The organism is SAR86 cluster bacterium (genome assembly GCA_023703675.1).
Taxonomy (GTDB): Bacteria; Pseudomonadota; Gammaproteobacteria; order Magnimaribacterales; family AG-339-G14; genus AG-339-G14.
In genome coordinates, this window is the sequence record CP097974.1 from 436468 (window position 1) to 448731 (window position 12264).

At 33.5% G+C, this 12264-nt stretch carries 15 protein-coding genes; 12 read left to right on the forward strand and 3 right to left on the reverse strand.

The annotated features are described in order from the left end of the window. Positions 1-2: 2 nt before the first annotated feature. The 12 genes from M9C82_02160 to M9C82_02215 all read left to right on the forward strand — a co-directional run bounded on the left by M9C82_02160 (position 3) and on the right by M9C82_02215 (position 9405). A complete protein-coding gene (locus tag M9C82_02160; GenBank protein ID URQ73957.1) occupies positions 3-353 on the forward strand; it encodes a type II secretion system protein GspI in 351 nt (116 codons plus the stop codon). Further along, positions 350-928 carry a GspJ family type II secretion system protein gene (locus M9C82_02165; GenBank protein URQ73958.1) on the forward strand — a complete coding sequence of 193 codons (579 nt, stop codon included), beginning with the start codon at positions 350-352 and terminating at the stop codon, positions 926-928. The genes M9C82_02160 and M9C82_02165 overlap by 4 nt, the downstream gene beginning before the upstream one ends. Beyond that, the gene (gene gspK, locus M9C82_02170; protein ID URQ73959.1) at positions 921-1910 is read left to right on the forward strand and encodes a type II secretion system minor pseudopilin GspK; all 990 of its coding nucleotides are present in this window, start codon (positions 921-923) and stop codon (positions 1908-1910) included. The genes M9C82_02165 and gspK overlap by 8 nt, the downstream gene beginning before the upstream one ends. Further along, the gene (locus tag M9C82_02175) at positions 1907-3046 is read left to right on the forward strand and encodes a hypothetical protein (protein URQ73960.1); all 1140 of its coding nucleotides are present in this window, start codon (positions 1907-1909) and stop codon (positions 3044-3046) included. The genes gspK and M9C82_02175 overlap by 4 nt, the downstream gene beginning before the upstream one ends. Continuing rightward, positions 3030-3482 (forward strand): type II secretion system protein GspM, encoded by a 453-nt coding sequence (gene gspM / locus M9C82_02180; GenBank protein URQ73961.1) that lies wholly within the window; start codon positions 3030-3032, stop codon positions 3480-3482. Before M9C82_02175 ends, gspM begins: the two co-directional genes overlap by 17 nt. Position 3483: 1 nt before the next feature. Then, complete coding sequence (locus tag M9C82_02185; GenBank protein URQ73962.1) at positions 3484-4203, forward strand: type II secretion system protein N; 720 nt, start codon at positions 3484-3486, stop codon at positions 4201-4203. 5 nt (positions 4204-4208) lie between these two features. Beyond that, positions 4209-5099: an alpha/beta hydrolase gene (locus M9C82_02190; GenBank protein ID URQ73963.1), complete on the forward strand. Its 891-nt coding sequence runs from the start codon at positions 4209-4211 to the stop codon at positions 5097-5099. Further along, positions 5086-6306 (forward strand): beta-lactamase family protein, encoded by a 1221-nt coding sequence (locus M9C82_02195; protein URQ73964.1) that lies wholly within the window; start codon positions 5086-5088, stop codon positions 6304-6306. Before M9C82_02190 ends, M9C82_02195 begins: the two co-directional genes overlap by 14 nt. Positions 6307-6314: 8 nt before the next feature. Further along, positions 6315-7067, forward strand: coding sequence for a sulfite exporter TauE/SafE family protein (locus tag M9C82_02200; protein URQ73965.1), 753 nt, complete (start codon positions 6315-6317; stop codon positions 7065-7067). Between the two features lies 1 nt (position 7068). Then, positions 7069-7809 (forward strand): pyridoxine 5'-phosphate synthase, encoded by a 741-nt coding sequence (locus M9C82_02205; protein URQ73966.1) that lies wholly within the window; start codon positions 7069-7071, stop codon positions 7807-7809. A gap of 1 nt (position 7810) precedes the next feature. Beyond that, complete coding sequence (gene grxD / locus M9C82_02210; GenBank protein ID URQ74114.1) at positions 7811-8128, forward strand: Grx4 family monothiol glutaredoxin; 318 nt, start codon at positions 7811-7813, stop codon at positions 8126-8128. Positions 8129-8217: 89 nt separating this feature from the next. Then, on the forward strand, positions 8218-9405 hold the full coding sequence (locus tag M9C82_02215; protein URQ74115.1) for an argininosuccinate synthase: 1188 nt from the start codon (positions 8218-8220) through the stop codon (positions 9403-9405). Position 9406: 1 nt separating this feature from the next. Here M9C82_02215 and M9C82_02220 read toward each other — a convergent pair whose 3' ends face one another. Genes M9C82_02220 through M9C82_02230 form a run of 3 tightly spaced genes read right to left on the reverse strand, consistent with a single transcriptional unit; the run spans position 9407 to position 12148 of the window. After that, positions 9407-10303 carry an ACP S-malonyltransferase gene (locus tag M9C82_02220; protein ID URQ73967.1) on the reverse strand — a complete coding sequence of 299 codons (897 nt, stop codon included), beginning with the start codon at positions 10301-10303 and terminating at the stop codon, positions 9407-9409. Then, positions 10300-10605 carry a hypothetical protein gene (locus M9C82_02225; protein ID URQ73968.1) on the reverse strand — a complete coding sequence of 102 codons (306 nt, stop codon included), beginning with the start codon at positions 10603-10605 and terminating at the stop codon, positions 10300-10302. Before M9C82_02225 ends, M9C82_02220 begins: the two co-directional genes overlap by 4 nt. Positions 10606-10654: 49 nt before the next feature. After that, on the reverse strand, positions 10655-12148 hold the full coding sequence (locus tag M9C82_02230; GenBank protein ID URQ73969.1) for a bifunctional 3-(3-hydroxy-phenyl)propionate/3-hydroxycinnamic acid hydroxylase: 1494 nt from the start codon (positions 12146-12148) through the stop codon (positions 10655-10657). Between the last annotated feature and the right edge of the window lie 116 nt (positions 12149-12264).

The window sequence follows — 12264 nt, forward strand, 5'->3', positions numbered from 1 at the left end:
TAATGAAAGGCTTTACGCTAGTAGAGTTACTTATAGCTTTGCTCATTTTAGCTCTAGTTACCACGGCGGGTATAAGCAGTCTCAATTTTTCTACAAAAAACTCTATTGAACTGCAAAGCGATTTTTATCTTCGAACAGTTGCTGAAAATTTACTGTTGAAATCTTATTTAGATCAAAGTTTTCTGACCAACAATCAAACTTCTGGAGAAGTCAATATGATGGGTAAGCGAATAATTTGGAAGAGGGCTATCAGTTTAAATAAAAATCTTAATTCACTTAACATCAATTTAACTGCTGAGAATCCAGCAACTAAAAAAATAGTAAGTTTAGAAATATACAAAGCTGTCAAATGAATTTAAACAAAGGGTATAGCTTAATCGAGATACTTGTGGTCTTGTCAATTTTTAGTTTGATGAGCCTCTTAATTTTATCTTTTACAAATATATCGGTTAACAGCTCTTTGTTAGTTTCGGAAGAAACTAATAAGTTAAGAAGGTTAATAAATACTTCTGAAATTATCAAAGATGATTTGATTCATTCTATTAATAAGCCATTAAAAAATACTAATACTAATTATAGTTCGTCATTTTTTGCGCAGAATGATTGGCTTGAAGGAGAGCCTTTCTTAGAGTTTACAAGACATTCTGAAAGCGAAGGAGTTCAGGAAACTGGAGTGTATCAAAGAATTAAATACGTTCTAGAAGATGGGAGAATTGAAAGATATTCTACGGATAGTTTATTGTCAGAATACAATACCAGCCCCATTACACTTCTAGTTGAGGTAGATTCGGTAAATGTCATTGCATTCAAAGAAAGAAATTATAATTTTTGGCCAATTGATGAAAGTTTAAACTTACCAAAATTCCTTGAGATAACCTTGCAATTTAAAGACGATGTTTTTCAAAAGACTTTCTTAGTTGATGATTAAAAGAATATTTTTTTCCTCTCAAAATGGAGTTGCTCTGTTAATGGTGTTATTCATTACCAGTATTATTTCTATAGTAGGTTATGGATTGTTTTCTTTAATAATTAATACTTCCGAAGATCAAAAAAGATACGTTTCTGAGCAATCAAGTTTAATCACTATTTTAAGTCTTGAATCATTTGCGCTTAATTATTTGAACGATGAGGCAAATAGAAAAAAGTTATTGGTGACAAGCTCAGATAATTCTAGCCCGATTAACTTTCCTTTAGATAGAGGCGCGCTTGATGCCAGAATAAAAGACATGAGCTTCTGCTTTAATTTGAATTTATTGGTAACAAATGATTATTTATCCCAATCAAAAACCATTGATCAAGACGCGCTAAATATTTTTGAAAATCTATTGAAAAGTTTTAACATTGCAGAAATAACGATTTCAGAAATTTCATCGTCGCTAATAGATTGGGTCGATCTAGACAATTTCCCCGATAAATTTGATGGTGCTGAAGATGATTACTATCAACGTTTAGAAAAAAATATTCTTACCCCAAGTTCAGATTTAACTAATGTTGCTGAACTGAGGAAAATAAGAGGTGTTACTGAAGAAATTTTTAATTTAATCAAACCTTATATTTGTGCTCTGCCTAAGACAATTAACACCATTAATATAAACAGCATGAACGTTGGTAAGCCCAATTTACTAATAGCTTTAAGCAACAATGAACTTTCAACGTTTGAAGCCGAAATGATCATAAAGGAGATTCCTCTAGGCGGGTACCAAAAAATAGACCAATTTTTAAACCAAGAGATTGTTAACCAGAAGATAAACTCTAGTTATTCGAGGAAAATTTTATCCACTGAATCAGATGTTTTTTTATTAAAAACAAAAATTACTTACGATGAGTTCAGCTTTATAATGCGTAGTGAAATAATTGATGACGGAATAAATTTTAGTGTTGTATCTAGAAAAAAGGGTGAAGAGTTGTGAGTCCTGAAATAGTAATTTTCTATTTAGAGGAGCAAGACCGTTTTCTCTATTATATTTTTGATGGCAAGTTAAATCTCCTCGAAGATTTTGACTCTAAAAAATATGAAGATTTTAAAAAAAGTCTATATCTAATTTCTGATAAATTTAATTCGTTTAAAATTAATCTACCCGATACTTCAAAAAGAAATATATCGAAAGCCGCGCCTGTTTTATTGGAAGAAAAGCTTTTAGATAATGTTAATTCTTTCGTTTGGAATCTAAATAAAAATGGCAAAAATATTGTCTGTATTTCAAAGCATAACTTAGAAAGTTTTATAACGAAATTTGAGCATTTAAATTTATCTTCTTTAAAATCGTTTGAGAACATTGAGATCACCAATCCATCAGTTTTCATATTTGGAGAGAGCGTTATTCTCACAATTTCAGAAAACTATAACTTCAACACCAAGATTCATCAGTTAGAAAATTTTTTAATAGACATACAAAATAAAGAAAACTTCGACACGATAGATTGCTATTTAGATGAAAATTCAAAATTTGATGTTTCAAAATTTGAGATTTTGAATCCAAAGATATTTAAAAAAGAATCTGACATATTTTCTGATTTGAATATTAATTGGACAACGGCTACAAATAACTTTCTTGTAAACGAATACGAACCGAAGATCTTGTGGTCAAAGATATTTAATAAATTTAGTTTTTATTTTTATTCTGCTACTGCAGTAATTTCTATTTTTATTTTTTCTAACTTAATTCAAGTTTTCTCTTTGATTATTTCAAATAGCTATCTAGAGGAAGAGCTTCTAGCCTCGTTTAAACAGAAATTTCCGAATCAAGAAATTAAATCGGATTTAATTAGACAAGTGAATAGTTTGATAAATATTGAATCAACATCTGCCGACCAACTGAGAAAAATTGGAATTATTTCTGAGAGCATTACGCTGTCAGAGGACATCAATTTGGTATCGATTAAATTTGATAGAGATAATTTTAATCTTGAAGTTGAAACTTCTTCGTATGCAGAAATAGAAAATCTTATTAACTTAATAAGTTCTATGGGAGTAGAAAGTCGAGCGGGAGCATCGAGAAGGTTAAATAATAAAATTTTAGGTGAAATAAATGTTCAGCAATTTTAACCTTTCAAAAATACCAAATATTTACCAATTCTTTTTTGCAGGGTTTACGATTGCTGTCTTTTTTTACGTCATATTAGAATTTAATTGGTTTCTAGATAGACAAGCTAGTTTTTATGCAAACGAAAAATCTAATGTCATATCCAGAATTGAATTTCTAAATTCTATTCCAATGGATAATGGAGAAAATAGAAAAATTTTTTCCGGCAACTTAAGTTCATTTCTAAATGAATCTTCAAAAAGTTTTGATGTGATTATTGATAGAACACAACCCCTGCCAGATGGAAATATCTCTGTATTAATCAATCAAGTAAGATTTTTGGATTTATATAATTGGATAATTTCTATCAGTAAAAACGGCATAGACATTGACCAGCTAAACCTAAGAAAAAGCTCAAAAGATTTTATTTCAGCTCAAATAATTTTAGTTTCAGATTAAAGTGAAAACTTTTTTTTATTTATTTTTTGTAGTGATTGTTGTCACTTTAAGCATAATCTTAATTAATTTGCCTCTAAGAACAATTCAACCTCTTTTGACAAATTATTTCCCGCAAATTACTTATTCAGATGTAAGTGGGACAATTTGGTCTGGAAAAATATCAAACTTAACTTTTGCTAATGAGAAACTCGGAGATTTGATTACGGAAATGGATCTTAGAAGCCTTGAATTCAATTTAATTGATTCCCAAGTTAAAATTTCTGGGAAACTAAAATTAGTTGACTATCTTTTTACTAAAAAATTTGAAATGTATGACTTAGATTTTGAGATCGGCTCAAGAAGATTTATAAAAAATTTACCAACTTTGTCTAAAATAAATGGCGAAAAAATTAATCTAACATTTGACTTGAACGGTTGTTATGAAGCTTCAGGCAAAACAAGCGCAACCATTCTAAGAAAAAGCCCACTAAACATTCAATCCGACAGTAGCTTGGTAGCGGAGCTAGAATGCAGAGACGCTAAACTTTATGGTGAATTTGAAAGCTACCCTGATAAAAATTTCCTTTCAGGTTTTTTTTATATAGATAATGAATTGAATTATAATCTTTCTGCTAATTCAAAAAATATATTCTCTAGGCTTTCGAAAATATTTAAAGGCAATATTTCTGAAAATCCCGACGTTAAAATTAAGGGAAATATCTATGAATTATTTTATGAATAATAAAAATGTTAATCGGTAAAAATCCATTGAACGAAGCTCCAGAATGGTTCAAAGAATACATCGAAATAGAACCACAGAACAAATCTGTTGAAGTAGAAGGTGCAAAAATTAACTTTAATGTTTGGGGAGATACTTCTCTTCCAGGCTTAGTTTTGCTTCACGGATTCAACGCGCACAGTCTTTGGTGGGCTCATATTGCGCCAGCTTTTATAGAAGATTACTGCGTTGTAGCTCTTGATTTTAGCGGCATGGGAGATAGTGAAAAAAGAGACTTTTACTCTCAAGAAATTTATAGTAAAGAAGTAAAAGGCGTTATCAACGAAATGGGCTGGGATTCAGCAAAATGTCTTGCACATAGCATGGGAGGAGCTGTTTCAATTTACTCCACTTCTTTGTTTCCTAATCTATTTAAGAAACTTATTTTATTAGATTCCATCATTGTAATGCCTCCTGAAAAAGCGGCCTTGATGAGTTCAAGAAGACCTTCTTCAAGATTCGCCGTTCATTCTGAAGATTTAGAATCAGCAATTTCTAGATTTAGATTAATGCCGCCTCAACCTTGTGCCAAAGATTATGTTCTCAGATACGTAGCTAAAAATTCTTATAAAGAAACTACTGAGGGATGGGTTTTAAAATCAGATCCTTTAATTCCAAAAACTTATCAATACAATGATTTGCATGAAATGTTTATGAATGTTTCAGTAGATTTGGAACTTATTTATGGAGGTTCCAGTCAACTTTTTACGCCGGATGTATTAGAGTACATGAAATATGTTGGAAATCTTGAAGAAAATAAAGTGCATCGCTTAAACGGCGCTATGCATCATTTATTTTTAGACATGCCTCAAGAATTTATCGAATTAACAAAAACTGTATTAACAAATGATAGCACCTAAAGTAGAAGGACATTGCGATCCAAAATTTTCAAAATTGGCAGATATTTTTTCCGCTTCAATAAAATCCGGGTTTGATGATGGTGGGTCTCTATGCCTTGAAATAGAAAATGAAGTGGTGGTTGACATGTGGGGCGGTTTTAAAGATCAAGAACATACTAAATCATGGGATGAAAACACTATTGCGAATGTTTTTTCTGTAACGAAAGCCATGACTGCTACTTGCGCATTGAAATTGTTGGAGGACAAAAAGATCAATTTAGGAGATAGAGTTACAAGATATTGGCCAGAATACGACTGCAAGTCAAAAGGCGATACGACTATTAAAGATTTTTTTTCTCATCGTGCCGGCATGTTTGGGTTTCAGGAACCTTTGCCTTATGAATGTTGGGAAGATTGGGATTTGATTGTAAACCAATTAGCCAAACAAGAACCTTTTCATAAACCTGGAACCGCGCAAGGTTATCACGCAATGACTTTTGGATTTTTGCTGGGTGAAATCATTAGAAGGGTGGACGGTAGATCTGTCGGTACTTTTTTCAAAGAAGAAATAGCAGATATTTTCGATGTTGATTTTAAGATCGGATTGCAAGAAAGTGACTTTGAGCGCTGTGCTGATTTAATTATGCAAGAAGCTCCGATAAACGTAATAAATTTCTTCAGGAGAATACCAAGATGGCTGTTGCCAAGTCGAATAAGAATGATAGGCGATACTTTATCTAGCACGGAATATAGAAAAGCTTTTATCGAGATTCTTCGCACCGAAGATCAAAAAGTGCAAAACGTTACCGCGTTCCCAAATACACCCCAATGGCGAAAAGCGGAAATCCCTGCAGCCAATGGACACGGTACAGCAAGAGGGGTGGCAAAATTTTTCAGCATCTTGTCGAATGGAGGCTCTCGTGATGGAAAAAGTTTACTTAAACAAGAGACGATTGATCTTGCAACTACGGAGTTTTCTACTGGACCTGATAAGGTATTGTTCCAAGGACCCTATAAGTTTGGTTTGGGATATATGTTGGATGCACCGCTGTCACCAATCGGATTGGAAAATACCATGTTTGGCCACACAGGAATCGGTGGAGCAGCAGGATTTGGAGACAAAGTTAATAAAATCGGATTTGCCTTTGTAAATAACAGGCAACATGGAATTGGTAAACTTTACAAAACAGCCAATAATCTAACTAAAAGTCTTTATAAAAGCCTTTAATTCTAAAAATGATTTCAGACCCGTATTTTTACGTTGTTGCGGTTTTATCAGTTTTTTTTCATGGGATGGGGAAAGCTGGTTTTGGGCTAGGTTTGCCTATTCTTGCTATTCCTTTAATGAGTTTGTTTATTCCGCCATTGCAAGCATTAGCAATTCTAGTCATTCCTTTGATTTTTATGGATCTGGTGACCATAAGAAGATTCTGGCGTTTATGGGACATAAATTTAGTTAAATCAATTATTCCTTTAACTTTAGTTGGGGTAATTATTGGAACTATTACTTATAGTTTTTTATCTGATAATTCTATAAGAATTATTTTAGGCGTTATCGCTTGCTCTTTTGGGGCAGAATATTTTATTAACAGTGGAAAAGAAAACAGTGCTTCTACAAAAGTATCTGGGTCAATTTGGTCGACTTTAGCGGGATTTACTAGCTTTACGATTCATGCGGGTGGATTACCTTTAAGTTTTTACTTGTTACCGATGAAGTTGGATCGAAGAAGATTTGTTGCAACATTAGCAATTGTTTTTCTATCTTTAAATCTTTTTAAAATGGTTCCATATGCTTATCTAGGTCAGATAAATTTTGACAATCTAATCACTTCATTACTTTTGTTGCCACTTGCTCCGCTTGGAGTATATTTAGGCGCTTATCTTACGGAAAGGGTCGGTCAAGAAATTTTTTATTCTATTACTCATTTTTGTTTAATTTTAACCGGTACAAAATTAATTTATGATGGTTTAACTTTAGGAACTGTATGAAATGACAAACTTAAGTGTAAACGTAAATAAAATAGCGCTTTTGAGAAACTCTAGGTTGGGTAATAATCCGTCGCCAATTGAATTTGCAAGAAAATGTTTGGAAGGCGGGGCACAAGGGATCACAGTCCATCCAAGATCTGACTTAAGACATATTAGACCAGACGATCTTCCAGGATTAGCTAAATTGACTGCCCAGTTTCAAACCGAATTAAATATCGAGGGTAATCCTTTAGAAAACAAAAACAATAATTATCCAGGATTTAATAATCTTGTTTTGCTAAACAATCCAGATCAAGTTACTTTAGTTCCTGATCATTCTGAACAACTCACCTCAGATCATGGCTGGGACCTAACTAAACTTAAATCCGTGGTCATGGAAAATTTTGAAATTTTCAGAGAAAAAAATATCAGAACCAGTATTTTTTTGGATCCGGACATACAACAATTAGAAATTGCAAAATCAATGAGTATAGATCGAGTAGAGCTTTACACAGGCCCTTTTGCTGAAGCTTTTAAAAGCGCAGATAATAAAGAGCTTAAAAAATATCAGGAAGCTATTCTTTTCGCAAACGACATAGATCTTAGCTTAAATGCTGGTCATGATTTGAGTTTAACCAACCTGTCGTGTCTGTTAGATTATGGAAAAATTGAAGAAGTATCTATTGGCCATGCTTTGGTAGTTGAAAGCTTAGAATTTGGAGTTTCAGAGACTGTAAATAAATATCTTAAAATATTACAATAATATTATGAGTATTGAAGAAAACATAAGAAAACAGATAGAAGATAATAAAATCTTGTTGTACATGAAAGGATCACCAGACAAACCACAGTGTGGTTTTTCTCAAAGGGCTACGCAAATTCTCATGGCGTGTGGTAAAGAATTTTCTTTCGTCGACATTCTGTCTAATCAAGATATTCGAGAAACTCTGCCATCGGTCTCAAATTGGCCTACTTTTCCGCAACTCTATATTGAAGGAGAGTTGATAGGCGGTAGCGACATTATGATGGATATGTATCAAAGTGGAGAACTCAAAAAAATTATCGACGAAGTAGAAATATAAAAATACTTTTTTTTCGAGAACTTCAAACATCAAAAGCAGTCTTATAATTTATATCTTGAGCTCATAATTCTCATGATATTATTCTCTCGATTATGTCGCAAAAGAAAGTTGTATTAGCCTACTCAGGAGGACTGGATACCTCTGTTATTCTCAAATGGTTGCAGGAAGAAAAAAATCTTGATGTAGTGACTTATACAGCAGATATGGGTCAGGGAGACATACCTGATGATTTAGAAGAGAAAGCCAAGAGTTTTGGAGCTTCTAAAGTTATTATTGATGATTTATCAGAAGAATTCGTATCAGACTATGTATATCCAATGTTTCGATGCAACACTCTTTATGAAGGTGAATATTTACTTGGAACTGCGATCGCTAGACCACTAATAGCAAAACAATTGGTAAGAATTGCTGAATCCGAAAACACAAATATAATTTCTCACGGAGCTACGGGTAAAGGCAATGATCAAATAAGGTTTGAAATTGGCGCACATGCTTTGAACTCTGACATTCAAGTTATAGCTCCCTGGCGCGAATGGAATATGTCCTCTCGAACAGATTTGATGAATTATTGTAAGGAACATCAAATCCCTATGCCTGCCAGCAAAGCTGAGGAGCCACCTTTTTCGATGGATGAAAATCTATTGCACATTTCCTACGAAGGAGGAGTTCTGGAAGATTTATCAACTCCACCTCCTGAAGATATGTGGTTAAAAGTTAAATCCATTGAAGACGCAAAAGATGAAGCTGAAGAAATAAAAATTACTTTTGAAAATGGCGATCCTACAGCTGTCGACGATGAAAGTCTAAGTGCAGCTGAAATATTAAAAAAATTGAACTTACTTGGCGGAAATCATGGAATTGGTAGAATTGATATTGTGGAATCTCGAGCAACTGGAATGAAATCTAGAGGCTGTTATGAAACGCCTGGCGGAACTATCTTATTAAAGGCTCGAAGAGCCATGGAATCTTTATGTCTTTCCAGAGACGAAATAGTTAAAAAGGATAGTCTGATGCCATCTTATGCAAAACTTATTTATGATGGGCTTTGGTGGAGCAATGATAGGGTTAGTTTGCAAAAACAGATCGATAATTTTGCAACAAAGGTATCGGGCTCGGTAGTGATTAAACTCCTAAAAGGGAATGTAATTTCTTTGGGCAAAGAAAGTAAGAACTCTCTTTATGATGAAAATAAAGCTAGTTTTGAAGAAAGCGGAGGATTCTCAAATCAAGACATGGAAGACTATATAAAAGAGAATATTCTAAAATTTGATAGATAAATCAAACATCCAATAAGCTAGTTTTTTCAATATCCTTAATCTTTCTGGCCATGTTGATGATGGTTTTACCAGGACCTGAATCAAATACGTGTTGAACGTTATTTTCCAGCAAATAAGTCAGAGTTTCTCTCCATCTGACAGTACTAGTGAGTTGGTTTATCAAAGAACTTTTGATTACAGAAACATCATTAGTTGGCTTTGCTAGTACATTGGGAATGACAGGGATTTTAGGTTCTTTAAATTCAATTTTGTTAAGCAATTTCCCTAGTTCTTTTTGAGCGTCTTCAAGCAAATAACAATGGGAAGGAACAGACATTTGAACCTTTTGAGTTTTCACTCTTTTAAAATCATTTTTTGAAATGTAATCTTTACAAGCTTCTATCGCTGAATTTTTACCCGCTAAGACAGACACACCATTCGCATTGTCTGTAGAGAAATTAATTTCCTCATCCGAGGAGTTAATGATTTCAATCATTTTATAAACTTCTTTTAAGTCCATATTCAATACAACTAACATCCCTGCAGTGCCTTCTGGCACAGCGTTTTGCATTAGCTTGCCTCTATAATTTACAAGTCTTAAAGCATCTGAAAATTCAAGACAATCTGCGTACACCAACGCAGAATATTCTCCCAAAGACAACCCAGCCGTATAGTCTATTTTGTTATTAATTTTTTTCGACTTCGTAATTGCTATGCTCGCGGCAAGAATTGCTGGTTGAGCAAATTCTGTTAAATTTAATTTTTCTTCTGGACCACTCGTAATTAATTCAACTAAATCAAAATCCAAGTCATCAGCCGCGGATTTTATAAAATCTTTAGTTCCATCTTCGATATCAAATATTTCGCTGAGCATGCCAACTTTTTGTACACCTTGACCAGGAAATAAGAGGGCTTTCATATTTTTAAAGAAAAAGTTTTCTCTAGTTCTTCAATTATATTAGAGGTTTCTTGCATCGATTTAATCCCTCCGTAAACGTATCTATCAGGTCTAATCAAGATTAATTCATAGATATCAAAGATTTTCGCCATTCTTTTTTCTTCATCATCTTTGTCTTCGATTTTTATAATTTGAATTTCTAAACTAGTCACTATTTTCTGAGCTTTTTCACTTAATTCAGGGATTTCATTTTTGGTTAAAATACAAAACTTTGAACCCACAATTCGATCAGATAAAGTTTTTTTACCTTCTCTATAAAGCAATGGTTGAGGGCAAGGATAACCAGAGATATCATCTGAAGCATCTTGGCTTTCATATTTTTAAAGAAAAAGTTTTCTCTAGTTCTTCAATTATATTAGAGGTTTCTTGCATCGATTTAATCCCTCCGTAAACGTATCTATCAGGTCTAATCAAGATTAATTCATAGATATCAAAGATTTTCGCCATTCTTTTTTCTTCATCATCTTTGTCTTCGATTTTTATAATTTGAATTTCTAAACTAGTCACTATTTTCTGAGCTTTTTCACTTAATTCAGGGATTTCATTTTTGGTTAAAATACAAAACTTTGAACCCACAATTCGATCAGATAAAGTTTTTTTACCTTCTCTATAAAGCAATGGTTGAGGGCAAGGATAACCAGAGATATCATCTGAAGCATCTTTATAAAGACCCGAAGGTAGGTGAGGAAATTTCACTCCGTAACCATCTCCTTCATCTGGGATAAACTCTTTCCCTTCTTGTTGAGCACATAACCCTTCAATAATCTTACCTATTGAAACAGATTGAGCCACTGTCCATTTTGCGTGCGGATATCTCTCTTCTTGGTAAGTGTCTAGGATAGATTCTTTTGCTGTTCCAGATAAAATTAAATCCAATTTCCAAAATAAATTCATAGCGTCTCTAATGCCTGTTCCCATCCCTGCACCCATGAACGGAGGCATTTGATGTGCTGCATCGCCAGCAATTAAGCATCTTCCCACTCTCCAATCTTTAGCTAATGCGGCATGGAACTGATAAACGTCAGCTCGCTCCAGTTCAGCATTTTCTGGATTCACCCAGGGAGATAATAATTCCCAAACTTTTTCGTCCTTTTCAAGTTCCTCTTTTGTTTCACCCGGCATTAACTTAAATTCAAACCTTCTATGACCTCTTCGACCAGGTACATACGTAGCAGGCCTACTAGGATTACAAATTTGTTTGGCATGATGTTTTGGGATGTCGGTAGTTTTTGTTAAGTGCGCGTCAGCAACTAACCAATCTTGATCATAACCTAAGTCATCTCTTTCAATTTTTAAAATTTTTCTGACACTACTACTTGCTCCATCACATCCAATTAAATATTTTGCTTCAAATTCTAATGACGTACTTTCTTTTTTACATTTAATAAAAACTTTATCTTTTTCACTAGAGAAACCTTCGAGCACCGTAGATTCATGAATAGTTATGTTTTCTTTAGATTCAACGGAAGTTCTAATAATTGTTTCTAGCTCAGGTTGATAAAATAGCAATTGGGCTGGCCAACCCATTGCGCCTACTTCCAAAGGCTGATCTTGAGTGATAATTTCGTTTAATTCAGCATCAGTAAAAGAAACCTTATCAATATAACCAGTATTTTTTACGACTTCATCTGCAAAACCTAGAAGATCAAAGACCCTGCATTGCTCTCCATCGGTGTTAATGGCTCTAGCAGTTGGACTAGTTCCTTCGTTTTCATCAATTATGAGAACTTTATATCCTTTAGTGGCTATAAGATTAGCCATTACAGATCCCACTGGACCATAGCCAATTACCGCAACATCAAACATAAGTTTTGATTGTAACTTATTTTAATCTTAAGATTTATTGAAAATCTAGATCAAATATACTTACTTTTTGTCGGCTTAATTCTCTTGATTAACCATCCAAGACTGATTAAGATTTT